Source organism: Geobacillus jurassicus NBRC 107829, assembly GCF_001544315.1.
GTDB lineage: Bacteria > Bacillota > Bacilli > Bacillales > Anoxybacillaceae > Geobacillus > Geobacillus jurassicus.
This window is the reverse complement of the sequence record NZ_BCQG01000029.1, coordinates 1-24,269: the sequence shown is the minus strand read 5'-3', so window position 1 is coordinate 24,269 and position 24,269 is coordinate 1. Positions and strand designations below refer to the sequence as shown.

Annotated in this window: 25 protein-coding genes; 5 read left to right on the top strand and 20 right to left on the bottom strand. The window is 54.2% G+C overall.

The annotated features are described in order from the left end of the window. Positions 1 to 146 precede the first annotated feature (146 nt). Together fabF and GJ1_RS09955 are read right to left on the bottom strand one after the other, a co-directional pair. Positions 147 to 1,385, bottom strand: a complete 1,239-nt coding sequence (fabF, locus tag GJ1_RS09960) for a beta-ketoacyl-ACP synthase II (protein ID WP_066231740.1) — start codon at positions 1,383 to 1,385, stop codon at positions 147 to 149. 40 nt (positions 1,386 to 1,425) lie between these two features. Next, the gene (locus GJ1_RS09955) at positions 1,426 to 2,358 is read right to left on the bottom strand and encodes a beta-ketoacyl-ACP synthase III (protein ID WP_066231737.1); all 933 of its coding nucleotides are present in this window, start codon (positions 2,356 to 2,358) and stop codon (positions 1,426 to 1,428) included. 258 nt (positions 2,359 to 2,616) lie between these two features. Here GJ1_RS09955 and GJ1_RS09950 point away from each other — a divergent pair, with 258 nt between their 5' ends. Continuing rightward, positions 2,617 to 2,868, top strand: coding sequence for a hypothetical protein (locus GJ1_RS09950; RefSeq protein WP_066231734.1), 252 nt, complete (start codon positions 2,617 to 2,619; stop codon positions 2,866 to 2,868). 34 nt (positions 2,869 to 2,902) lie between these two features. On the opposite strand, the gene GJ1_RS09945 is transcribed toward GJ1_RS09950, so the two are convergent. Next, positions 2,903 to 3,643 (bottom strand): alpha/beta hydrolase, encoded by a 741-nt coding sequence (locus GJ1_RS09945; RefSeq protein ID WP_066231730.1) that lies wholly within the window; start codon positions 3,641 to 3,643, stop codon positions 2,903 to 2,905. A 133-nt stretch (positions 3,644 to 3,776) separates the two neighbouring features. Here GJ1_RS09945 and GJ1_RS09940 point away from each other — a divergent pair, with 133 nt between their 5' ends. Next, positions 3,777 to 3,965 carry a YjzD family protein gene (locus GJ1_RS09940; protein ID WP_066231792.1) on the top strand — a complete coding sequence of 63 codons (189 nt, stop codon included), beginning with the start codon at positions 3,777 to 3,779 and terminating at the stop codon, positions 3,963 to 3,965. Between the two features lie 224 nt (positions 3,966 to 4,189). On the opposite strand, the gene clpB is transcribed toward GJ1_RS09940, so the two are convergent. The 9 genes from clpB to argC all read right to left on the bottom strand — a co-directional run bounded on the left by clpB (position 4,190) and on the right by argC (position 16,758). Continuing rightward, entirely contained in the window at positions 4,190 to 6,775 is a 2,586-nt protein-coding gene (clpB, locus tag GJ1_RS09935; RefSeq protein WP_066231727.1) for an ATP-dependent chaperone ClpB, read from the bottom strand. 106 nt (positions 6,776 to 6,881) lie between these two features. Beyond that, entirely contained in the window at positions 6,882 to 7,061 is a 180-nt protein-coding gene (locus tag GJ1_RS09930; protein ID WP_011230299.1) for a YjzC family protein, read from the bottom strand. A gap of 254 nt (positions 7,062 to 7,315) precedes the next feature. Continuing rightward, positions 7,316 to 8,257 (bottom strand): ornithine carbamoyltransferase, encoded by a 942-nt coding sequence (argF, locus tag GJ1_RS09925; protein WP_066231725.1) that lies wholly within the window; start codon positions 8,255 to 8,257, stop codon positions 7,316 to 7,318. Next, entirely contained in the window at positions 8,254 to 11,382 is a 3,129-nt protein-coding gene (carB, locus tag GJ1_RS09920; protein ID WP_066231722.1) for a carbamoyl-phosphate synthase (glutamine-hydrolyzing) large subunit, read from the bottom strand. Before carB ends, argF begins: the two co-directional genes overlap by 4 nt. Then, the gene (locus tag GJ1_RS09915; protein ID WP_066231719.1) at positions 11,375 to 12,439 is read right to left on the bottom strand and encodes a carbamoyl phosphate synthase small subunit; all 1,065 of its coding nucleotides are present in this window, start codon (positions 12,437 to 12,439) and stop codon (positions 11,375 to 11,377) included. Before GJ1_RS09915 ends, carB begins: the two co-directional genes overlap by 8 nt. A gap of 89 nt (positions 12,440 to 12,528) precedes the next feature. Beyond that, positions 12,529 to 13,689 carry an acetylornithine transaminase gene (gene argD, locus GJ1_RS09910; protein ID WP_066231712.1) on the bottom strand — a complete coding sequence of 387 codons (1,161 nt, stop codon included), beginning with the start codon at positions 13,687 to 13,689 and terminating at the stop codon, positions 12,529 to 12,531. Then, positions 13,686 to 14,462, bottom strand: coding sequence for an acetylglutamate kinase (argB, locus tag GJ1_RS09905; protein ID WP_066231709.1), 777 nt, complete (start codon positions 14,460 to 14,462; stop codon positions 13,686 to 13,688). Before argB ends, argD begins: the two co-directional genes overlap by 4 nt. 12 nt (positions 14,463 to 14,474) lie before the next feature. Next, positions 14,475 to 15,707, bottom strand: a complete 1,233-nt coding sequence (gene argJ, locus GJ1_RS09900) for a bifunctional ornithine acetyltransferase/N-acetylglutamate synthase (RefSeq protein WP_066231706.1) — start codon at positions 15,705 to 15,707, stop codon at positions 14,475 to 14,477. 16 nt (positions 15,708 to 15,723) lie between these two features. Beyond that, positions 15,724 to 16,758: an N-acetyl-gamma-glutamyl-phosphate reductase gene (argC, locus tag GJ1_RS09895; RefSeq protein ID WP_066231703.1), complete on the bottom strand. Its 1,035-nt coding sequence runs from the start codon at positions 16,756 to 16,758 to the stop codon at positions 15,724 to 15,726. 337 nt (positions 16,759 to 17,095) lie between these two features. Here argC and GJ1_RS09890 point away from each other — a divergent pair, with 337 nt between their 5' ends. Continuing rightward, the gene (locus GJ1_RS09890; RefSeq protein ID WP_066231698.1) at positions 17,096 to 17,782 is read left to right on the top strand and encodes a Crp/Fnr family transcriptional regulator; all 687 of its coding nucleotides are present in this window, start codon (positions 17,096 to 17,098) and stop codon (positions 17,780 to 17,782) included. A gap of 328 nt (positions 17,783 to 18,110) precedes the next feature. Here GJ1_RS09890 and GJ1_RS09885 read toward each other — a convergent pair whose 3' ends face one another. The 8 genes from GJ1_RS09885 to GJ1_RS09855 all read right to left on the bottom strand — a co-directional run bounded on the left by GJ1_RS09885 (position 18,111) and on the right by GJ1_RS09855 (position 22,374). Further along, positions 18,111 to 18,407 (bottom strand): ABC transporter permease, encoded by a 297-nt coding sequence (locus GJ1_RS09885; RefSeq protein ID WP_066231695.1) that lies wholly within the window; start codon positions 18,405 to 18,407, stop codon positions 18,111 to 18,113. Positions 18,408 to 18,534: 127 nt separating this feature from the next. Further along, positions 18,535 to 18,900 (bottom strand): type II toxin-antitoxin system PemK/MazF family toxin, encoded by a 366-nt coding sequence (locus GJ1_RS09880; protein WP_083509984.1) that lies wholly within the window; start codon positions 18,898 to 18,900, stop codon positions 18,535 to 18,537. Between the two features lie 3 nt (positions 18,901 to 18,903). Then, positions 18,904 to 19,062, bottom strand: coding sequence for a hypothetical protein (locus GJ1_RS18675; protein ID WP_167346109.1), 159 nt, complete (start codon positions 19,060 to 19,062; stop codon positions 18,904 to 18,906). 130 nt (positions 19,063 to 19,192) lie between these two features. Further along, the gene (locus GJ1_RS09875; RefSeq protein ID WP_066231693.1) at positions 19,193 to 19,921 is read right to left on the bottom strand and encodes a YwiC-like family protein; all 729 of its coding nucleotides are present in this window, start codon (positions 19,919 to 19,921) and stop codon (positions 19,193 to 19,195) included. Positions 19,922 to 19,926: 5 nt separating this feature from the next. Then, positions 19,927 to 20,157, bottom strand: coding sequence for a molybdopterin converting factor subunit 1 (moaD, locus tag GJ1_RS09870; protein ID WP_066231690.1), 231 nt, complete (start codon positions 20,155 to 20,157; stop codon positions 19,927 to 19,929). Continuing rightward, positions 20,154 to 20,621: a molybdenum cofactor biosynthesis protein MoaE gene (locus GJ1_RS09865; RefSeq protein WP_066231688.1), complete on the bottom strand. Its 468-nt coding sequence runs from the start codon at positions 20,619 to 20,621 to the stop codon at positions 20,154 to 20,156. The genes moaD and GJ1_RS09865 overlap by 4 nt, the downstream gene beginning before the upstream one ends. Beyond that, positions 20,618 to 21,118: a molybdopterin-guanine dinucleotide biosynthesis protein B gene (gene mobB, locus GJ1_RS09860; RefSeq protein WP_066231685.1), complete on the bottom strand. Its 501-nt coding sequence runs from the start codon at positions 21,116 to 21,118 to the stop codon at positions 20,618 to 20,620. Before mobB ends, GJ1_RS09865 begins: the two co-directional genes overlap by 4 nt. Beyond that, positions 21,115 to 22,374: a molybdopterin molybdotransferase MoeA gene (locus GJ1_RS09855; protein WP_066231682.1), complete on the bottom strand. Its 1,260-nt coding sequence runs from the start codon at positions 22,372 to 22,374 to the stop codon at positions 21,115 to 21,117. The genes mobB and GJ1_RS09855 overlap by 4 nt, the downstream gene beginning before the upstream one ends. Between GJ1_RS09855 and GJ1_RS18360 the strand changes: the two genes are divergently transcribed. Beyond that, positions 22,373 to 22,690, top strand: a complete 318-nt coding sequence (locus tag GJ1_RS18360; protein WP_217994767.1) for a hypothetical protein — start codon at positions 22,373 to 22,375, stop codon at positions 22,688 to 22,690. The genes GJ1_RS09855 and GJ1_RS18360 overlap by 2 nt on opposite strands. A 118-nt stretch (positions 22,691 to 22,808) precedes the next feature. Next, positions 22,809 to 23,516 carry an iron-sulfur cluster repair di-iron protein gene (gene ric, locus GJ1_RS09850; protein ID WP_066231680.1) on the top strand — a complete coding sequence of 236 codons (708 nt, stop codon included), beginning with the start codon at positions 22,809 to 22,811 and terminating at the stop codon, positions 23,514 to 23,516. The last annotated feature ends 753 nt before the right edge of the window (positions 23,517 to 24,269 follow it).

Sequence of the window (24,269 nt, the reverse complement as noted above, 5' to 3'; positions counted from 1 at the left end):
CTCCCTCCTTTTTCTCTTACGTTATGTTAGAGGGAAAGAGACGGTGAACAAGACAAAAAAAAAGAGCCTGGCGCTGAACCGAACCCGCCCGCCAAGCATGCCCTGCGTTTTCGGCTCCGCTCAACCAAGGCTCTCATTTCCATCGATTACGCATATTTTTTAAAAATCAATGTCGCGTTATGGCCGCCAAATCCAAATGAGTTGCTTAAGACCGCGCGCACGTCTTGCTTGCGCGCTTCATTCGGCACATAGTCGAGGTCGCATTCCGGATCAGGCGTTTCGTAGTTGATCGTCGGCGGAATGACGCCGTCGCGGATCGCCAGCACGGAGAAAATCGCTTCCACCGCGCCGGTCGCCCCGAGCAAATGCCCGGTCATCGACTTCGTCGAGCTGACGGCGAGCTTATACGCATGATCACCGAACACTTCTTTGATCGCCGCCGTCTCATACTTGTCATTGTACTCGGTGCTCGTACCGTGGGCATTGATGTAATCGATCTCTTCCGGTTTCAGGCCGGCGTCATGAAGCGCCTGGCGCATCGCCCGCACGCCGCCCTCGCCGCCCGGCGCCGGCGCGGTGATGTGGTACGCATCGGCGGTCGCACCGTAGCCGACAATTTCTGCGTAAATCTTCGCGCCGCGGCGCAAAGCGTGCTCCAATTCCTCCAGAACGACGATGCCTGCTCCCTCGCCCATGACGAAACCGTCGCGGTTTTTGTCAAACGGACGGCTCGCCGTTTTCGGGTCCGGGTTGGTCGAAAGTGCCGTATTGGCGCAAAAGCCGGCGAACGACATTTTCGTAATCGGCGCTTCCGTTCCGCCGGTGATCATGACATCGGCGTCACCGCGCTGAATGACTTTAAACGCATCGCCGATCGAGTTCGCCCCGGTTGCGCAAGCGGTCACCGTGCACGAATTGATCCCTTTCGCACCGAGGATGATCGACACTTGCCCAGCAGCCATATCTGGGATCATCATTGGCACGAAAAACGGGCTCACTCGGCGATAACCACGCTGCTGGAAAATCTCAAACTGCTGTTCAAACGTCTCCATGCCGCCGATGCCAGAACCGATCCAAACGCCGACCCGTTCGGCATTATGTTCATTAATTTCAAGATTGGCATCTTTGACCGCCATGAGCGCCGCGGCCACGGCGTATTGCGTAAATCGGTCCATCTTGCGCGCCTCGCGGCGGTCGATAAACAGCGACGGATCGAAATCTTTCACTTCCGCTGCCACTTTCGCCGGAAAGTCGTCCGGATTGACGCGGGTGACAATGTCGATGCCGGACTGGCCGGCGATAATGTTTTTCCACGTTGTTTCTGCGTCATTTCCAAGCGGGGTGACGGCGCCTATGCCTGTCACGACGACTCGTCTTTTTTCCATCGCTTCCGTCTCTCCTTTTATTCGAATAATGAATGTGCCGTTAACGGCCCCAGCGCAAAGCGATTGCGCCCCACGTCAGCCCGCCGCCGAATCCGACCATGATGATGAGATCATCGTCATGGATTTTGCCCGCTTCAAGCTCTTCGACAAGTGAAATCGGAATGGATGCGGCCGACGTGTTGCCATATCGACGGATGGTTGTCGATATTTTCTCTTCCGGCAGCTCGAGCCGCTGTCTGGCCGCTTCGACGATGCGGATGTTCGCTTGATGCGGAATGAGAAAGTCAACATCATCTTTCGTAAGCCCCGCTTTCTCAAGCACGCGCACGCTTGACTCCCCCATCTGCCGGACGGCGAACTTGAACACTTCACGGCCGTTCATGACGATATATTCGTCTTTGTATAAATGTTTTCCTCCTGTTCCGTCGGCTCCCAATTCAAACGATAAAATGCCTCGCCCCGGCGACACCGGACCCATGACGACCGCTCCGGCGCCGTCGCCGAACAGCACCGCCGTGTTGCGGTCGGTCCAATCGGTGATTTTCGATAGCTTATCTGCCCCCACTACTAATATATACTTGTAGACACCGGTGTCAATAAATTGAGCAGCGGTGACCATCCCGTACATAAATCCAGCGCAAGCGGCGCTGAGATCCATCGCCGCAGCGTTGACAGCGCCAAGACGCTCTTGGAGCATACAAGCCACAGACGGAAAGGAGCGATCCGGCGTAACCGTGGCGACTAAAATCAAATCAATGTCTTTCGCCTCAATGCCGGCATCGTGAAGCGCCCTTTCTGCAGCAAAATACGCCATATCGGACGTATCGATATCATCCGGAGCGATGCGGCGCTCCTCGATCCCAGTGCGCGTCCGGATCCATTCATCCGATGTATCCATCATTTTTTCCAAATCAAAGTTGGGCAACACCTTTTCCGGCACATAGCGGCCGATCCCGATAATTCCTGCTCCCATATCATCCATCTCCTCTTTCTTTCCCAAAATGGCGAAAAACACTCGCGCTGACAACCAAACTGAATGTACAATCAGTCTACATCACCAATTATTATTACTTGGTACTAATTTTAGCCGAAAGAGCGTGGATGCGCAATAGAAAACGAAAGTTGAACCAGCGCTTTCCGTGCCCCCCAAAGGCATTTGTCCAAACCGCTTTTTCCTTTCTGCCATACAATACAAATACGAGCAACTATCGCACGAAAGGGAGGATCGCCCATGGCCAACGGCGAAGCACGAGAACAACACGGCGAACCGCGCGACCGTTTTTCCCGCCTGATGTTCGGTCCTTTTCCACTCCGACCAGCCGGCGATCGCGAAGACCAGGGGAACGGGGCGGAGCCGCCTTCACTGCCGAACATCGATTTCATGAAGCTGTTTGAAAACGTCAATACGCTAGCCGACTCACTGCAACAATTAAAACCGCTCGTGAAAAAGATCACCTCGCTCGTCGACTTATTGAAAAAATAGCAGACGCACCAATCGATGCGTCTGCCCTTGTCGTTTACGGGAGTTCATTGTATTGGCGGAAAAATTGCCCGATTTGCGCAGCCAGTTGGCGCCGTTTCTCCAGCAGCTCGTAAACGACGCGCACCCGGTTGTTTATCGTTTTCATCCATTGTTCATATTTACGGCTATGCAAGGCGGATGGATACGGGCTCACTCCGGCCAGCTGCCAAATCGTGACCGGAACGTCATGAGGACTGAGAAAGAGGGACGGAACGGCCTCCGGCACCTCTTCTTCTTTCAAGCCATAGGCAATCGCGATTTCCTTCACCATCCGCCGGTACACGAATGGATGCTCCCGTTCATAGTCAAGCTGGGCGCGTACGTCAAGGCAAGGGTTGAGCATGGCGACGGCGCGGATTTGACCTGGCATGGCGCCAAGCAGCTGCAAGGCGACGAGCGCGCCCATTCCTTCGGCGACGATGTAGATGCGCTGGTTCACAATTTCGCTTTTCAACACGGAGTAAATGAGCTGGCGCGCCAGGCGGACCGCTTTCGGACTTCCCCAATGCCGGCCGTACAAATGGGACGAAAAAACCGTATATCCGCGTTCCAACCAATCTTCCAGCCATTGGCGCCGCCCCGGATGCTCGAGCCAAAAACTCGTCTGTTCGTTCACAAAATGGTCGCCGTCGCCCATTAAAAAAAGGGCAAACCCATTTGGGCGCTCCGGCACGTGAACGATGCACCATTGCTCATCGAGTTGAAAAAACCGCCGTTGTTCTGCCATCGTTTCCATTCACCCTTGTTTGGCAATGCATAATGGTACAGTATACGATATGCGCGGCCAAAAAAAACGTCCGGGTATATGCCTAAGCGACAAATTGTGATAAGATAAGAAAAGGAATGACGCGAAGATGGGAGGAACAAAGATGCGCTTGTTTTGGACGTTTTTCTGGACGTTTTTGCTCGTGCAAATGGCAACGTACGTCATGGGCTCGATGCAAGGGATCGGCTATAACTTCGCAACCGGTGCTTTGCTTGGCGTCATCGTGACGATCTTAGTCTTCGTGGTTGCGGCCTTGATTCCGGACGAACCGGCCGGGGATCACCATCATTGATCATTCGCTTCATAAGACAACGCCTTGGGGTGAAAGTCCCAAGGCGTTGTTTTTGTCATCTCTCATCGAGAAGCCCCTACTTCAAAAGCCGCTAGGCTTTAAGTGGGGATAGTTGACTCTCTATTGATCTGGACTTGTGTTTTCCGCCTATGCTCAAACCATACGATCAGCCCCAGCAGACAAGAAGCACATCTCTCCGCGTCGGCGGCGCCCCTTCGGCTCGTTTACACCGACGGACGGATGACGAGCCGTCCGTTGTCAACATCGACCGTGACGGTGCTGTAATCTTTCACCCGCCCAGCGATCAACTCTTTGGCGAGAGGCGTTTCGATTTGCTTTTGCATAAACCGTTTGAGCGGCCGAGCGCCGTATACCGGGTCGAAGCCCGCTTCGGCGATGTATTGCTTCGCCGCTTCGGTCAACACGAGTTCGATATGCCGATCCGCCAAACGGCGCGACAGTTCACGGGCGAACTTTTCGACGATGCCTTTCACTTCATTCATCGACAGCGGCTTAAACAAGACGACATCGTCAATCCGGTTTAAAAACTCCGGCCGGAAATGGGCGCGCAATTGGTCAAGCACTTGCTGGCGCGTTGATTCATCGATTTCGCCGTTTTTGTTTTCCAACAAAAGCGGTGAGCCGATGTTCGACGTCATAATGACAACCGTATTTTTAAAATCGACCGTCCGCCCTTGCGAGTCGGTGAGCCGCCCGTCATCAAGCAGCTGCAGCAAAAGATTGAACACTTCCGGATGAGCTTTTTCGATTTCATCGAACAACAGAACGGAATACGGCTTGCGCCGCACCGCCTCGGTCAGCTGGCCGCCTTCCTCATAGCCGACATAGCCGGGCGGCGCTCCGATCAAGCGGGAGACGGCGTGTTTTTCCATATACTCGGACATGTCAAGACGGATGAGCTGCTCCTCACTGTCAAACAGCGCCTCGGCGAGCGCTTTGGCAAGTTCCGTTTTGCCGACGCCGGTCGGTCCAAGGAACAAAAACGATCCGATCGGGCGGTTCGGGTCTTTCATGCCGGCCCGCGCCCGCAAGACGGCGTCAGCGACAAGCTCGACCGCTTCGTCTTGACCGATGACCCGTCTATGCAGCAACTCATGAAGGCGAAGCAGCTTTTCCCTCTCTCCCTCGACGAGGCGGGTGAGCGGAATGCCAGTCCAGCGCGACACGATTTCGGCAATCTCTTCTTCCGTCACTTCCTCGCGCAGCAATTTCCCTTCACTTTGCTCACTGATTTCTTGCTCGAGCTGTTTGAGTTGCTTTTCCAACTGCGGAATGCGGCCATGGCGAAGCTCCGCCGCTTTGTTTAAATCATACTCGTTTTCCGCATCTTCCAGTTCGCGCTTTGCCCGCTCGAGCGCCTCGCGCACGCGGCGGACGCGGTCAAGCGCTTCTTTTTCCTTTTGCCATTTCGCCTTCATCGCATTCGCTTTTTCGCGCAAATCCGCGAGTTCTTTTTGCAGCGCCGCAAGCCGCTCGCGGCTCGCTTCATCCGTTTCTTTGCTTAAGGCCGCCTCTTCAATTTCCAACTGCATGACGCGGCGCATCACTTCGTCCAGCTCCGACGGCATCGATTCCATTTCCGTCCGGATCGTCGCGCACGCTTCATCGACCAAATCGATCGCTTTGTCAGGCAAAAAGCGGTCAGAGATGTAACGGTCGGACAAAACGGCAGCCGCGACGAGCGCGCGATCGTGGATTTTCACTCCATGGTGCACTTCATACCGCTCTTTCAATCCGCGCAAAATCGAAATCGTGTCCTCGACACTCGGCTCTTGGACAAGCACTTGTTGGAAGCGGCGCTCGAGCGCCGGGTCTTTTTCAATGTATTGCCGGTACTCATCAAGCGTCGTCGCCCCGATGCAGCGCAGCTCGCCGCGGGCAAGCATCGGCTTGAGCATATTGCCGGCGTCAATCGCCCCTTCCGCTCTGCCGGCGCCGACGATCGTATGCAGCTCGTCAATAAACAAAATGATGCGGCCGTCGCTTTTTTTGATTTCGTTCAATACCGCTTTCAGCCGTTCTTCAAATTCACCGCGAAACTTTGCTCCGGCGACGAGCGCGCTCATATCAAGAGCGAAAATCGTTTTGTCTTTCAGCCCTTCCGGGACGTCTTTGCGCACGATGCGTTGAGCGAGCCCTTCGACAATAGCGGTCTTCCCGACGCCCGGCTCGCCGATCAACACAGGGTTGTTTTTCGTCTTCCGCGACAAAATGCGGATGACGCGGCGAATTTCACTGTCGCGGCCGATGACCGGGTCGATTTTTCCAGCTTTCGCTTCCGCGACAAGATCGCGCCCGTATTTTGCCAACGCTTCATAGGTTGCTTCCGGATGTGGACTCGTCACGCGTTGATTCCCCCTTACTTTTCTCACTGCCGCTAATAGTGCTTCCTTCGTCAGTCCAAACGACGCCAGCTGCCGAGCGACCGGCTCGGCGCCATGAGGCAACGCGAGCAGCACATGTTCGACCGATATGTACTCGTCTTGCATTCGCTTCGCTTCGTTTTCCGCCTCCTCAAGCAGCCGCGCCAAGGCGGGCGCAACATACAGCTGCCCGTCCGCCCCATGCACTTCAGGCTTTTGGCGAAGCTGGCTGCGAAGCCAGTCAGCGGCCTTTTCCTTGTCGGCGCCGGAAAGCTCCAACAACCGCGGCGCCAGGCCGCCTTCTTGTTCGAGCAGCGCAATCAGGAGATGCTCGACATCAAGCTGTTGATGATGTCGTTCTTTGGCGAGCGATTGCGCCGCCATGAACGCCTCTTGCAGTTTTTCCGTCAAACGGCTTGCATCCATGCCGTTCCCTCCATTTGACCTTCTTTGACCATAAATAATTATAACGGATGGCGATGCGCACGGCAAATCAAAAGCCACTCCGAAACGGAATGGCTTTCATTCTGCTTTACGGTTTGCGCAAATACGTCCAATGCCGGTTATGATTCGACGTTTCCGGGAATGTATCGCCGGCTTTCAGTTTCAGTTTTTTCGGGTGTTTCACGTTGTCGCCCGTTTCGCCGATTTCAATGTACACGCCGTTGTTCGGCGCTTTATCCCCTGGTTTGAAATGGCGCGGTTGGCCCATTGATTTCATCCCCCTTGCTTCGATTGCATTTGTTATCATTCCCGGTTTGCCTATGTTCATGATAAGGAAAATGATGGCATCGCCTTTGTCCGTCGGGATGAAACGACTGTTGCCAACGTATGCAGCGCCGACTGCTTTCATCCAATGTCCATCAAAAATAAAGGTGCCCCAAACAACCGGGACACCTTTTCATGTCGACGGCGATTCCATTCTCTTGTTCGCGCCTTTTTCTTCGCGATAAGCTTCCGCCTTGTTCATGATAATACAGACACTAAAATCGCTTTTTGCGCATGAAGCCGGTTGCCGGCTTGTTCAAAGACGAAGGAGTTCGGGCCGTCCATGACGCCGGCGGTTACCTCTTCGCCGCGATGCGCGGGCAGACAATGCAGAAAGAGATAATCCGGCTTCGCCGCTTTGACGAGCTGTTCATTCACTTGGTACGGCTGGAACACTTTAAGCCGCTCGGCGCTTTCGCTTTCTTGGCCCATGCTCGTCCATACGTCCGTATAAACCGCATCCGCTCCGGCCACTGCCTCAAGCGGGTCGTGCGTCACGACAACTGTTGCTCCGGTTTTCTCGCCGATCCGGCGCGCTGCCTCGACGTATTCCGCCTTCGGCTCATAGCCCGGCGGACAGGCAATGGCGATATCCATCCCGACCTTGGCCGCCGCCGCAAGCAGGGCGTTGGCAACGTTGTTGCCGTCGCCGACATAGGCGAGCTTCACGCCTTGGAACGTTTTTTTCACTTCATAAATCGTCAGCAAATCCGCCAGCGCTTGGCACGGATGATCATCGTCCGTCAAGCCGTTAATCACGGGAACGGACGCATATTCGGCCAATTCCTCGACTTTTTGATGGGCAAACGTCCGGATCATAATGACATCAACGTATTGCGACAAGACGCGCGCCGTATCAGCGATCGTTTCGCCGCGGCCGAGCTGCAAATCGTTGCCGTTTAAATACATCGCCTGGCCGCCGAGCTGAATCATGCCGACTTCAAACGACACGCGCGTGCGTGTCGACTGCTTTTCAAAAATCATCGCCATCGTTTTGCCGGCAAGCGGCTTGTACGGCACACCAGCTTTTTGTTTCGCCTTTAAGTCGGAGGCCAATGCCAACAAGTCCATAATTTCGTCCGTTGAAAAATCGAGCAGCGTTAAAAAATCTCTCCCTTTCAATGACATGACTGCGTTCATATGATCACCGCCTGTTCTGCCTGTTTTTTCTTTTCAAGCCAACCGTTGATCGGCTGCACGTCGAGCGCATCGACATCGAGCGCCTGCAAAAAGAGCTTTAATGTCTCGCGTTCCGTGAAGACGAGCAATTGTCGGGACAACGCAGCCATTCGTTTATTCGCTTCGTCTTCTTCTTTGCCCAAGTCGACGACCGCCAACGCCGCGTCGCGCTTCACCCAATCGGCAAACGGCGCATCCGAAACGATCACAAGCTGTTTCGCCTCGATTTCTGCCGCAAGCGCCGCATCAATGCCGCCGATCACATACATTTCATTGGCGTTTGCTTTCTTTTGCAAATACGCGTAAAACGCTTTATACGCCGCTTCTTCCTTCGTCGCGGCGATGCTGATGCCTTCGCCGGTCGATTTCATCTCCGGCCCGACCATCGGGTCGACTCCCGGCAGCTTGTAGGTTGAAAAGACCGGATACTTCAACACCGCATACGGCATAACCGCCAACCCGCGCGCTTTTTCGTCAACGATGTCGACAAGCGATTTCCCAAGCAATAATTTTGTCGCAACTTGCGCCAATGGAACGCCAGTCGTTTTGCTGACGATCGGCACCGTCCGGCTCGCGCGCGGGTTCACTTCAAGCACGTATACGTCGCCGCCGGCAATGACGTATTGAATGTTCATGATTCCTTTAAAGCCAAGCTTTTTGGCGATCCGGCCCGCATAGTCGATGATTTTCGCTTTTTCTTCGTCTGTGAGCGTCTGCGCTGGCAGCCATGCGTAACTGTCGCCGGAGTGGACGCCGGCTTTTTCGACATGTTCGATAATCGTCGGCAGTAAAATGTCCGTCCCATCCGTGGCGATGTCGGCCTCCGCCTCTTTCCCGTCCAAATACGCATCGATCAAAATCGGATATGTCAACTCGCCTTGCTCAATCAAAGCGGCGAGCTGTGCCTCGCTATGGACGATAAACATGCCGCGGCCGCCAATGACATACGACGGGCGAAGCAGCACCGGGTAGCCGATCTCGGCCGCTTTGGCGGCGAGCTCCTCGGCGCTGTTCGCCATCAAGCCCGGCACGTGCGGAATGTCAAGCTCCTCAAGCAACTGATAAAAACGGTCGCGATCCTCAAGCTGGTCAATCATATCGTACGTGACACCCAACAGCGGCACACCCGCTTCTTCGAGTCCTTTGACCAAATTGATCGCCGTCTGGCCGCCAAACTGGACGATGACATGCTTGATTTGTTCCGCTTCAATGACATCCAAGACGCTCTCTAAGGTGAGCGGCTCAAAGTACAGGCGGTCGGCGACGGCAAAGTCCGTGCTGACGGTTTCCGGATTGTTGTTGATCATCACCGTTTCATAGCCTTCTTTTTGCAAAGCGAACACGCTATGAACGGAGCTGTAGTCAAACTCAATGCCTTGGCCGATGCGAATTGGTCCGGCTCCAATGATCAGCACTTTCTCCTTGCCGCTCGCTTTCTTCCGCTCGTCTTCGCCGAAATAGGTCGAGTAGTAATAATCCGTTTCCGAATGAAATTCGGCCGCGCACGTGTCGACCATTTTGTACGACGGCACGATGCCAAGCTCTTTCCGCTTCTTCCGCACGTCAAGCTCCGTCACGCCCCACGTTTCGGCCAAAAAGGCGTCGCTAAACCCTTTTTCTTTCAAAAAGCGGAACGTCGGCTCATCGATCGTGTCGATCGTGGTGGCTGCCGCCTGTTTTTCGAGCGCCACGAGCCGCTCGAACGAACAAAGGAAAAAGCGGTCAATTTTCGTCCATTCATGAATCGCCTCAACCGTCACCCCGCGGCGGAGCAGCTCCAAGATGGCGAAAAAGCGGCGGTCGTCTTTATCGACAAGCAGCTGCTTCAGCTCGTCATCCGTTTTTGCCTCAAGCTCCGGCAAAAACAGCCCGTTGTTTTTCCCTTCAAGCGACTGCACCGCTTTTTGGAACGCCCGCTCCATATTGCGGTCGATCGCCATCACTTCCCCGGTCGCTTTCATTTGCGTGCCGAGCTTCCGGTCCGCATTCGGAAACTTGTCAAACGGCAGGCGCGGAAACTTGACGACGACGTAGTCGAGCGCCGGCTCGAAGCTGGCGTACGTCGTTTTTGTCACCGGGTTGACGAGCTCAGCGAGCGTGTAGCCGACCGCGAGCTTCGCCGCAATGCGGGCGATCGGGTAGCCGGTTGCTTTCGACGCGAGCGCCGACGAGCGGCTGACGCGTGGATTGACTTCGATCAAGTAATATTGTTTGCTGTTCGGGTCAAGGGCGAACTGAATGTTGCAGCCGCCGATGATCCCTAATGCGGAAATGATTTTCACCGCCGATGAGCGGAGCATTTGGTATTCCTCATCCGTCAACGTCTGCGACGGCGCCACAACGATCGAATCGCCCGTATGGATGCCGACCGGGTCGACGTTTTCCATATTGCAAACCGTAATGCACGTATTCGACTGGTCGCGCATCACTTCGTATTCAATTTCTTTAAACCCGGCGACGCTTCGTTCGATTAAACATTGGCTGATCGGACTTTCGGCAAGCCCTTTTTCCACGAGAGCAAGAAACTGCTCCATGTTTTCTGCGATGCCGCCGCCCGTCCCGCCGAGCGTATACGCGGGACGAATAATGATCGGAAAACCGATTTGTTTGGCAAAAGCGACCGCTTCCTCGACGCTCGTGACAATTTCGCTTTCCGGCACCGGTTCGCCAAGCTCATGCATCAACGCGCGGAACGCTTCGCGGTCTTCCCCGCGCTTGATCGCTTCAATCGGTGTTCCGAGCAGTCTCACCCCATACTTTTCAAGCACCCCGGATTCATGCAGCTGAAACGCCAAGTTGAGCCCGGTCTGGCCGCCAAACGTCGCCAGCAGCCCGTCCGGACGTTCCTTGGCGATAATCGCTTCGACCGCATCGACGGTGAGCGGCTCAAAATACACAACATCAGCATGGACCTCATCGGTCATGATCGTCGCCGGATTGTTGTTCACTAAAATGACGCGATATCCTTCTTCTTTTAAGGCGATGCACGCCTGTGTGCCGGAATAGTCAAACTCGGCGGCCTGACCGATGACAATCGGCCCCGACCCGATCAGGAGAATCGATTGAAGCGATGTATCTTTAGGCATAGACGTTCTCTCCCTTGAACACGGTTTGCAAAAATTCGTCGAAAATATAGCCGGTATCTTGCGGCCCCGGATGCGCCTCCGGGTGGTATTGCACCGACAAAATCGGTTTATGGCGATGAACGATTCCTTCGACCGAACCGTCGTTGACGTTGATGAAGCGAATGTCAAACGGCGTGCCCGCCAAGCTGTCCTCGTTGACGACGTAACTATGGTTTTGCGACGTCATCATCACTTTTTGCTTCACGGAGTCCCACACCGGCTGATTGGCGCCGCGATGCCCGAAGCGGAGTTTTTCCGTATCCGCCCCGTACGCCAAGGCGACGAGCTGATGGCCAAGGCAAATCGCGAGCGTCGGATACCGGTCGATCATCTGGCGGATGGCGGGAAGTTGATGGCGCAACTGTTTCGGATCGCCCGGGCCGTTTGAGAGGACAAGCCCATCCGGCTTCAGCGCCTCGATCGCTTCCGGCGTCGTATCGTGCGGCACGACCGTCACCCGGCAGCCGCGCGCAACGAGCGACTGCAAAATCGATTTTTTATAGCCAAAATCAACCAACACCAAATGTGGTCTCCCCTGTCCGTATGTTTCCGTCGTTTTCGTCGATACGGCGCGCACAGGGAATTCCGCTTCCTCACCGACCGCCACCGACGCAGGAGAAGTGCTTAACGTTGCCATCATCGTTCCTTCCGTGCGGATTTCTTTCACAAGAGCACGCGTATCCACATGCGTCAGGAGCGGAATGTTCCAATGCCGCAAGTATTCCGCCAAACTGTATTTCGCCCCGTAATGAAACCCTTCTCGGCTTGCCTCATAGACGATGACCGCTTCGACGTGCGGACGTTTGCTTTCAAAGTCGTCTTCGTTAATGCCATAATTGCCGATGAGCGGATACGTAAAGACGATCATTTGATTTTTATAAGACGGATCGGTCAGCACCTCTTGATACCCGGTCATGCCGGTGAAAAAGACGATCTCTCCGCTCACCGTCTTTTCCAGCGGGGCGGCAAGTTCGCCGCTGAACGTTTTTCCGCTGGCCAAATGCAAGTACGCTTTCATTTAGCGCCACCTCATCATTTGAGTTTTTATAACCGTTAAGGAATTTTTATTCACTAACAAGAATAAAAATGAAGCCGTCGGCCGCCTGTTTACAAGGCAGCTGAGGCGTTGGCGTTGTTCAATACGTTTGTTAAAATGTCCACTGCTTCATCGATTTCCGCTTTCGTCACGACAAGCGGCGGCAACAGGCGAATCACCTTCGGCCCCGCCGAGAGGACGAGCAAGCCGTTTTCATGAATCAACGACAACAGCGGCGCGACGTCCGTTTGGCACTCTACCCCGACAAGGAGCCCGAGCCCGCGCACGTCCTTGACGATGTCAAGCGGGGCGAGCGCTTCATTTAACCGCGCAACCAAATAGTTTCCTTTTTCTTGGACGTCTTGCAAAAACGACAGATCAAACACCACTTCCAATGTCGCTTTGGCAGCGGCCATCGCGATCGGGTTGCCGCCAAACGTCGATCCGTGCACCCCGGGACCGAACGACTCCTTCAAAAACGCTTTGCCGATCATCGCTCCAACCGGAATGCCGCTGCCAAGCCCTTTCGCTACGGTGATGATGTCCGGCTCCACGCCGAAATGCTGGTAAGCAAACGGCTTCCCGGTCCGACCGATGCCGGTTTGCACTTCGTCGATGATCAGGAGCGCCCCGTGCTGTTGACACAGCTCAGACGCTATTCGCAAAAACGCTGGGTCAACCGGGCGGACGCCGCCTTCCCCTTGGACGACCTCAAGCATCACCGCCGCCACTTCATCATTCATCGCCTGTTTAAGAGCGTCGACATCATTCAACGGCAAATGAATGAATTCAGGAAGCAGCGGACCGAAGCCGCTATGCACTTTCTCCTGCCCAGTCGCAGCCATTGTCGCGAACGTCCGGCCGTGAAACGATTGATAAAACGTGATCACTTTATGTCTTCCCGTATGTTTGCGCGCCAGCTTCAACGCCGCTTCGTTCGCCTCCGCCCCACTGTTGCAGAAAAAGACATAATCGCCGGCGCTATGGGCGACAAGCAAGGAAGCGACCTCTTCTTGAATTGGAATCGTAAACAAGTTCGATACGTGCCAATATTGATTCAGCTGCGTTTCAATCGCCTTTTGCACGTGCGGATGGCGATGGCCGAGATTGCAGACGGCAATGCCCGAGACAAAATCGAGATATTGTTTTCCGTTTACATCGGTCACAACCGTCCCTTCCGCCGACTGGACGGCGATGTTCCAGCGGTTGTATGTCGGAAACAGCGCGCTCATAAATATACCCCCACTTCTTTGCGGATCGTTGTGCCGTGCCATGTTCCTTGCTCATAAAACGGCGTTTTGCCGCTGACGATCATCACCTCGGGCAGCGCATCGGACAGGGCGGAGAGCGCCGCTTTCACTTTTGGAATCATCCCGCCGGTGATGACGCCGTCTTCGATCAATCGTTCAATCGTTTCCGCCGTCGCCTCTGCCACGAGCGCACCGTTTTGCAAAATGCCGGGCACGTTCGTCACAAACGCGAGCTGGCTGGCGCCGATGGCCGCCGCAATCGCCCCGGCCGCTGTGTCAGCATTAATGTTGTACGTCTGCCCGTTTTGGTCGATGCCAAGCGGAGAAATGACCGGAATGTAGCCCGCCTCAAGCATCGTGCGCAAAAGGCTGGAGCGAACCGTTTTCACACGGCCGACATAGCCGAGTTTGGCCAAGTCAATCGGTTCAGCTTCAAGCAGCCCCCCGTCCACACCGGAAACGCCGACCGCCGGCAAGCCGTGCTGCCCGAGCATCGCCACAAGCTGTTTGTTCACTTTGCCGGAAAGCACCATTTCCACAACGGCAAGCACCTCTTTCGTCGTTTTCCGCAAGCCGTTGACAAACTCGCTCGGCACCCCCAGCTTTTTCAGCATCTGTCCGATTTCCGGCCCGCCGCCGTGGACGATGACAACATCCATCCCTTGTTCCCGCATCGTTCTGACGCTGGCAAAAAAGGCGGGAGACAGCTCATCGAGCACGCTGCCGCCGCATTTGATGACGACCGTTTTCCCCATCTTTCTCTCCCCTTACGTCCGGTAGCTGGCGTTAATTTTCACATAATCGTACGTCAAGTCGCAGCCCCACGCGACGCCAACACCATCGCCCAAGTGCAAATCCACCTCAATGACGACCGTCTCTTGTTGTAAATACGCCGTCGCTTCTTCTTCCGAGAACGGCTGCGGCTCGCTTCCTTTCAACATCACAATCGGCCCAATCGCAACATCCACATTGTCCGGATCGACGTCCGCATCGGCATAGCCGATCGCCCCAATAATCCGACCCCAGTTGGCGTCCGCGCCGTAGACAGCCGTTTTCACCAAGTTCGACCCGACGATTTGCTTGGCGACTTTTTTCGCTTCATCGTCCGTTTTCGCGCCGCGCACGCGCACTTCAATGAGCTTCGTCGCCCCCTCGCCGTCTCTGGCGATTTGTTTCGCCAAATCTTCGCACGTTTTCCGCAGCGCTTCGTAAAAGTGTTCCCAATCCGGATGGTCCGGCGTCAATTCGTCATTTCCAGCGAGGCCGCTTGCCATCACGACGACCATATCGTTCGTCGACGTATCGCCGTCGACCGTAATTTGGTTGAACGACATATCGGTAATCGACCGAAGCGCTTCAAGCAGCACCGGTGAAGAAATGTTGGCATCGGTCGTGATGAACGCGAGCATCGTCGCCATGTTCGGATGAATCATTCCCGATCCTTTCGCCGCCCCGCCGACGGTGACCGTTTTCCCATCGACGGTCGTTTGGTAACAGGCGCGCTTCATCACCGTATCCGTCGTTAAAATCGCCGTTTGAAACGCCTCAGCATCCGCCATCGTCGCACCGGGAACGAGCTGTTCGATGCCCGCGCGAATTTTTTCCATCGGCAAATATTCCCCGATCACGCCCGTTGAAGCGACGGCCACATGGTGCAGCGCCAAGCCAAACTGTTTCGCGCACAGCTCGCGCATTTCATAGGCGTCGCGAAGCCCCCGCTCGCCGGTGCAGGCGTTCGCGCATGCGCTGTTGACGATGACCGCCTGCAATTTTTGTTCTACAGCGAGGCTCGCCTGCGTCACTTTGAGCGGCGCCGCCTGGAAATGGCTTTGCGTATACACCGCCGCCGCCGATGCTGGCACGTCGCATACAATAACCCCTAAATCTTTTTTCGAATAGCGCAGCCCGGCGTGCACCCCAGCCGCTTGAAATCCTTTCGGCGTGACGACCGTTCCATCGGCGACCGCCGTTACTTGCGCCGTTTGTTTCGTTGCTGTCATGTTCGTTCCCCTTCCCTCACGGATAGATCGGCAGGAAGCGGAGGCCCTCGGCCTCATCCCACCCCATCATCAAATTGAAGTTTTGCACCGCCTGCCCGGCGGCTCCTTTCATCAAGTTATCAATCACCGACACGACCGTCACCCGTCCCGTTCGTTCATCGTAGGCGAGGCCGATGTCGCAATAATTTGAGCCGTACACTTCTTTCGTCGCTGGAAACTGTCCAAATTGACGGATGCGGACAAACGGCGAACCTTCATAACTTGTTTTATATAAATCTACCAAGTCGTTTGGCGAAAGCGGCTGTTTCGCCTTCGCATAAATCGTCGCCATAATGCCCCGTGTCATCGGAATCAAATGAGTGCTGAACGTAATCGGCTCCATCGCTTCATTCCACGTTTGCAGCGTTTGCTCAATTTCCGGAATGTGCTGATGGACGTTCACTTTATAAATTTTCACGTTTTCGTTTACTTCGGAAAAATGCGTCCCGAGCCCTGCTTTCCTCCCTGCTCCTGATACGCCGGACTTGGCATCGACGATGATCGAGCCCTCTTCAACAAGCCCTTCTTTTACAAGCGGCGCAAGGCCAAGCAGCGTCGCCGTCGGATAGCAGCCCGGGTTGGACAAGAGTGTGGCCCCGCGGATCGCCTCTCGGTTCCACTCCGTCAGCCCGTATACGGCGCGCGCCAAATATTCCGTCGGAGCCGCCGGCCGCCCGTACCATCGTTCGTACACCGCCCCGTCTTTCAAACGGAAATCGCCCGATAAATCGATCACTTTCACTCCCCGATCAACGAGCGCCGGCGCCCACTCCCCGGACACCCCGGGCGGCGTGGCGAAAAAGACCGCATCGTAACGGGAAAGCGCCTCGATGTCAAGTTTATGCAACACCGCACCATCGATATCACCAATGTGCGGGAAACTTTCCGATAAATGAATTCCGTCCTGCGACGACGAGAAAACATCGCAGCAGCTCACACGCGGATGCCCGTATAGCAAGCGGAACAGCTCCGCCCCGCTGTATCCCGTCGCCCCGATAATGGCTACGTTCATCAACCGTTCCCCCTCAACCGTATGCCTCATGTAGTTCTCATTATAATACTGTATAAAAATAAAATCAAATGTATATTTAATAATTTTTAAGGGATTTTCTTCTTTCTTGTCCCCCTATGTTCACCAGGCCCACGGGAAAACGAAAACCGCTTTGGCTCAGCTGCCGAAGCGCATTCTCTTGTCCATCCCCCTCATGCACTCAGGCGTAAAGCCTCTCACGAAAGATTCCACCAATGTTCAACAAGTTTTCAATTTTTCCACTATCCTTATATTGACTTCCCTCTTTTTTCCTATACACTTTTAAATAGCGACACATTTTATATAAGGTTGTGATCGGATGAACGAGGTTGAATCTCGTGAATGGCAGAAGTGGCTTACATCGCTCGGGCGCGATCTTCGCCTTGAGAAAGGAACGTACTTGTTTCAAGAAGGAGAAAAGGCGGACGAACTGTACTATATCCAATCCGGGAAAATCCAAATCAGCAAAATGGACATGAATGGACAGGAGCTTGCGTTGCGCATTTGCAGCGAAGGGGACTTGATCGGCGAGCTGACGCTCTTTTGCCCCGGCGCCCGCTACATGCTGACGGCGAAAGTGCTCGAAGACGGCGTTGTTTCCGCCATTCCGCGCGAGAGGCTCGAACAAGAACTCGCCAAACATCCGACCATGGCGATCGAATTCATGAAATGGATGAGCCTCCATTTCCGGAAAACGCAGACGAAATTCCGCGACCTCATTTTGCACGGCAAAAAAGGAGCGCTCTATTCGACGCTCATCCGCTTGTGCAACAGCTACGGCGTCATGAAGGAAGACGGCATTTTGATCGACATTCCGCTCACCAACCAAGAACTCGCCAACTTTTGCGGCACCGCCCGCGAAGTCGTCAACCGCATGCTTGGCGATCTGCGGAAAAAAGGCATCATCTCCGTGCAAAAAGGAAAAATCTGCGTCCACGACTTGCAATATTTGCGCGACGAAATCTCCTGCGAAGGCTGCCCGCCCGAGCTGTGCCGCATCGACTGACGGGCGGAAGAAGGGTGATCCTTTTGAACGCTGCAAAATTTTGCACAGCCACGTTTTTTCAAACTTGGGGGATGTCATATACAGTGTTGTTATAGCGTGGTATATCGCCGACGTTTTGCAATCAGGCTTTTTGATGGGAACCGTTTTATTTTCCCTCGGTTTGTCGAGATTTCTTGCCAGGCTTCTTTGTGGACCGGTTATTGATCGGATAGGAGCAAAAGACGCCGCATCGCCAAACTATTTTGGTTCGTATACAGTGAAAAATAAGGATGTCCTACTCAATCTGGGACATCCTCTTTTTTATCAATGATAGCCAGACCCCATGGCTCTATACATAACTCCCCAACTTCCCGGCCTTTCTCGCCCAGTTCCATTGCGAGCGGAGCACGATCACGCCGGCTCCCACCCAAAAGCACGAAACAAGCAAGGCGGGAACGAGCGCTGGCCAACCGGCGCGCATCCCATGCACGGCCCACGAGAGAGGTGAAAAGAAATTTAGCACGTGGAAGACAGACGGAAGCAGTTTCGGAGAAAGGAAAAACCCCGAAAACATCAACAAATAGTAAAGCAACACTTCCGTCACCGCCCCGACCTGTTTCAGACGAAACGACAGCCCGAGAATCAAAACTGGTGAAAAACTGTTATTTTTCCGAATCGGTAAAGCTCGTTGAGGGACAAGGGTTGATTTTACAAGGCTTCTCCATTTAAAGAAGATCCCGTTTTAACTTTTTTGGCATTAAATCACCGACCTTCTAGAGGATGCACATGCGAGGCATACAATAATTGAAATGTTTAATTTTCTGACCCCCCGCAGTAATATATTTGATCACCGCATCCATCACCCGCTGCAAATCCTCATGATGCAATGAACCCACTTTGAATAGCAGCTCTACACTGCTTACCGTTTTTAATTTTGAGCAGCGGACAACCGATGGCTTGTTAAGCCCCGCTTCCTTCCAATGTTCGATGGGGACATCAAACATATTTCGAATCCCCTGACTCGTCACTTTCGCAAGAGTGACATCAATATCAGCGATGGTCCCCCCATCTGCGATAATCACCCCCTGCCTTCTTTTCGAACTTTCCACATCCATGTATACCCATATTTCTCCTCTCATTCATCATCCTCCTCCCCATAAGCGTTCAAGCCTTTCTTTTTTGATCAAATGTTCTTTCGAATAATACAAATCATACATTTTATCAAGCAACTTCCATCGCGCCTCATTGCTCATTTTTTGAATGGCTTCTAAGATTTCTTCTGCTGTCATTTGTTTTTCCATATTATCAACCTCCTCCACCGTACTTCTTGATCAATGAATATGTCCTTGCCTATTATTACAGTGGTTCTTGCGAAAAAGAGTCAAAAGAAAAACCCCCAACGGCCCGTTTCAGACTCCTTTGGAGGTTCGCTCAAGAATAGATCACGATCATTGCGATGAAAAAGTACGCCGCATTGGCGATTTCCAGCATGCCAAGTTTCATGATCGGCAGCGCTTTGCCGTATAAAGAGACGGCGCGGATGGCGCTCGGTGTGTAGGCCAAAACGGCGAACGGCTCGCCGATGGCGATGAGGCCGACGATCAGCAAGGCGTGGTAGCCCCATGACAGCCATTTGTACCGCTCGTTTTTCTTTTCCCGAATCATCGTTTTTACGTAAAACGTGCTGCCGAGGAAAAAGAGGAAGGAAAATAGGGCAAGTTCAAACGCTTCAAGCGTTAGCGCCCCGCGTCCGGCGTAAAAGGCGGCGAGGCCGCCGACGCAAAACGCCGCGATGGCCGCCGCGTCGTTCCAAAAGGCGCGCTCGTTCTTTTTCTTGCTGTAGTACGTGTTCACCAAGAAAAACGGCACCATGGCGAGCCCGAAGTAGAAAAGCGCCGGCTGCTGCCAAAGAGAGACGGCAAGCCCCGCCGCGGCGATGGCGCCGTAGCGGGCGGCGGCGGGCACGTACGGGTCTTTCCGTTTCGTTTTCACCGCCATCAAAAGCGGATACGTCGCCAAATAGAGCGCGGTCCAGGCGATAAAGAGCGGCGCGTGAATCCACGAAAACCCGCCCGCGTACGCCCCGAGCCAAAACGGGATGATGAGCATCGCCCAGGCGCCGTGCTGTTTTGGCATCACCCATTTGCTTTTGTTCGCCATCCGTCTCACCCTCCGCTTACCGGTGGAATAAAAGCGACCGTGTCGCCTTCATGAAGCGGCGCCTCGTCGCGGGCATATTCTTCATTGACCGCTGTCATGACGCGCCCGAGCGAGATGCCGTAGCGTTCTTCTACTTCGTCTTTCAGCTGCTTCACCGTTTTCGGGACGTGCGGCCATGTCACTTGCCGCTCGCCGATTTGCTCGCCCAAATGGGCGAAAAACAATAGACGGATCATTCTTCCTTCACCTCCGGCTTTCCGGACGGGTACGCCGTTGTTTCGAGCTGGTCGCCGATCCATGCGCTTCCGTCTTCCCATTGCTCTTTTTTCCAAATCGGCACGATTTGTTTGATTCGTTCAATCGCATAGCGGCTCGCTTCATACGCTTCGGCGCGGTGCGGCGAGGAAACGGCGATGACGACCGCGATGTCGCCGATCTCAAGCTTGCCGATCCGGTGGGTGATGGCGGTTTTCGCCCCCGGCCATTTCTCCTTAATTTCCGCCCCAATTTGCGCGAGCATTTTCTCGGCCATCGACACGTACGCCTCATATTGCAAAAAGAGCGTCCGCTTGCCGTTCGTCCATTCGCGCACCGTGCCGACAAACAGAGCGACCGCCCCCGCTTCCGGACGCATCACTTTTTTCATGACATCCTCGACCGAAATCGGCCGGTCGGTAATGGCAAACAACGGTTCTGTCATGTTCGCGTTCTCACCTCATTCATGAGCCATGGAATATATTCGTCATCATCGGCCAGCGAAAACACGGGGTGCGGCAGCGTCCCTTGCAGCGGCTCCCAAGCGATGACGGCGCGGATGTCGGCGAGGTGCTGAAGCGACGCCCAATCTTCCTCGGAGCGGACAAGCACGACTTTCGGGTGCCGCTCTTGTTTATAGCCCTCCACCAACACGAGATCGAGCTGAAGCGGTGCATAGAGCGCCAATACATCATCCAGCCGCCACAACGGACGGCGGAGATGGAGCTGCAAAAGCCCGTCCCCTTCGACCGCCGCCGCCACCGCCCCGGCCCGCTCATGGCGGACGGAATCGACGCCTTCCGGCCGCATGGGCTCGCCGCCATGGCCGTGGTGCTTCACCGTCCCAACGCGCCATCCTTCCCGGACAGCGGCCGCCACCCATTTTTCCACAAGCGTCGTCTTGCCGCTATGTTTATAGCCGACGACTTGCCAGACGTTCATGTACTCGACCCCTCATCGTCATCAAGAAGCCACACTTCGACCTCATCGCCAACCGCAAACCCTCTCGTTCCGCCCGGCAGCACCATCAAGGCGTTCGCAAAGGCAAGCGAGGTGACGATGTTCGATTTGTCCATGCCGACCGGTTTCACGATCAGTCGACCGTCAACCGCCTCGATCCGGCTGCGCACGAAGCGGGTGAACGGATTCGGCTTCGGAAACTCGGCGCCAAGCGTGGCCTTCGCTTTTTTCAAATACGGCTTTGTGGAAAACAACCGCGTGCGCACGACCGGGCGGACGAACAGTTCATACCCGACATAGCACGCCGACGGGTTGCCGGATAAGCCGAACAGCAGCTTGCCATCCCGTTCGGCGACGGTCGTTACGCTCCCCGGGCGCATGGCGATTTTGTTAAACAAGACGTTCGCTCCGAGCCGTTCGTAAATGGCGGGCAAATAATCGAAGTCGCCCACCGAGACGCCGCCGGTCGTAATAAGCATGTCCACTTGATCGAGCGCCTGGCACACAGCGTGAAAGCACGCATCGAGGTCGTCGGCGAGCTGGCCGAAATAAATCGGCTCGGCGCCGCTTCTCAGCACCTGCGCCTCGATCATGTAGGCGTTGCTGTTGCGAATTTTTCCAGGCACGAGCGGTTCAGAGACGTCGAGCAGCTCGCTTCCGGTCGCAAAAATGCCGATGCGCGGCTTTTTCGCCACCTTCACTTCAGCGTAGCCGAACGTCGCCAAGAGCGCCGCCACCCCGGGGTTGATGCGCGTTCCTTTTTCGACAAGCGGCTGCCCTTTTTTCGCATCTTCCCCTTGAAACGAAATGTTATCGCCAGGGCGGAACGGGCGTTTAATGGCCATATACGTTTTTCCATCCCGCTCGTATTGTTTCGCAAGCTCGAGCATGACGACCGCATCGCATCCTTCCGGAATTTGCGCCCCGGTCATCAGGCGCACCGCTTGAAACGGGCCGACAGGCTGCTTCGCCACTTGCCCGGCGCCGATCGTTTCGATCACTTCAAACTCGACCGGATGATCCAGCCCCGCTCCTTCGGAATCGGCGGCGCGAATGGCAAATCCGTCATACGGCGAGCGGTCAAACGGCGGCACATCATGGTCGGCGCATAAATCTTCCGCCAAATAGCGTCCGTACGACTGCCTTAGCGGCACGATCTCCTCTTCCCCTCTTCCAGCGTAACGCATCACCCGGGCGATGGCTTCCGCTACGGGAATGGGGGTTCGTCTTTCGACCATGTCTCTCTCCCCTTTCGATCATACGGCTGGCGGCAACCATATCGTTCTTTCAACGTTGTTGCCATTGTTGCCGCCTTTTTATGCCGTCCGCCAACTTTTCATCCACAACACGAGCATCGGCAATATGCCGCAAAATCATCTCCCTCGTTTCGTTGAACAAAGCGGCGGACTGTTCGAGCTTCTTGCACCACTTCATCCGCATAGCGGCATTGTTCCTGAATATAGTTTAGCACGTCTTGAGCCCGATTTTCGACTCGATCGATCAGCTGATTTCGTTTGTTTTATTTTACCTGAAAGAAGAAGGGCACAGTTGTGATGTTTATCACGTTCCTTTGTCGTCCTCTTTTTTTCGCTTATGTGAGATGTATCACAACATTGACATGGAAAACAAGGTATGCTGAAGCTGCAACGATTTGACGATGGAGGGATCCCAAATGGAACAGCGGTTTACCGAGCAATCGTTAATTGGCGATATTGTCACAAAACTCCCGAAAGCAGCGGATTTGTTGAAAGCGCATCGCATTGACTTTTGCTGCGGCGGGCAGCGTCCGCTCAAAGAAGCCATTGAAGAACGCGGGTTGGATGGGGAAGAGCTCCTTCGCCAGCTGAACGCCTTGTATAATGAAGCGCAACATAAACCAACCAGAAACTGGAATGAAGCGCCGCTCGACGAACTCGTCGACCATATCATGAGAACGCATCACCGCTATTTGAACGAGGAACTGCCGCAGCTCAGCCCGTATGTCACGAAAGTATTGCGCGTTCACGGCATGCACCACCCGCATCTTTCCCGGGTGCATAAACTGTTTCATGAGTTAAAAACGGAACTCGAGCAACATCTCATTAAAGAGGAAACAGGCGCGTTCCCGCTCATTTTGCAATTTGCTGACAACCCGTCGCCGGAAAACCGGGAGGCGGTCGAGCGGGCCATTCGCGAACTGGTCGATGAACATGACGCGGCCGGTGATTTGATCAAAGAAATTCGCGACATCACGAACGACTTCACCCCGCCGGAAGACGCGTGCGGCACATATCGGCTCGTCTACAACCGACTTGCGGCGCTCGAAGAAGATTTGTTTACACACATCCACTTAGAAAACAACATCCTCTTCCCGCGCGTGTTGGCGGCGGTGAAGGCGTAAAGAAAAAAACGCCGATTCGCACTTCCGAAAATATACAGAGGGCGGTTCACATCCGTCCTCTCACTACTTAGCATGCGAATCCCGTCAGACGAATGGCTGACCTAAAAAGGGCCTAACGGATCACTTCTTTTAAAAAGCCTTGAGGACCGGTGAAAAACCGTTTTCTCCTCTAGTTGACGTGAGACCGCACGAAAGGAGACATCGATGTCGCAAGACTTATCAATTTGAGAAACGTTGCGGTAAAGCTGTATTACACCGCCGTTCTTCTTGGACAAGTCAACATGGCTTGCTGAAAACTTGATGCATGTTAAGGCCTTTTCATTGTCCGCAAAGCCTCCTTTCGAGAATAATCCATTTCCATGACCGCTTTTCCCTTTCCTTCCACCATCCTCAACTCACGTACTCTCGCCCCTCTCTTCCCAAAAGATACGAGAAGAAACCGAAGCCTTCTGCGGCCCCCTTAAAGCCCAAAGAAACTTGATGAGTAGAAGCATTGGGTCTCCCCTGCCTGTATTGATTCGAACACTGAATGTTTCATGAAAACAATGAATGGTTTAAAAGTATAAAACCGCTTTTTCATGAACCGACTAAAGTCTTCAATCACTTCAGCAGACTGAAGGTTATTGACAAAATATTTTTTATCATCAAAATTTATTTTAATGAACAAAAAGGTGGTGGATCCATGTTCTCTCTATTATCTGATCATCGTCTATATTTACGCATGTGGCTGTCTCAAGTCATATCCTATTTGGG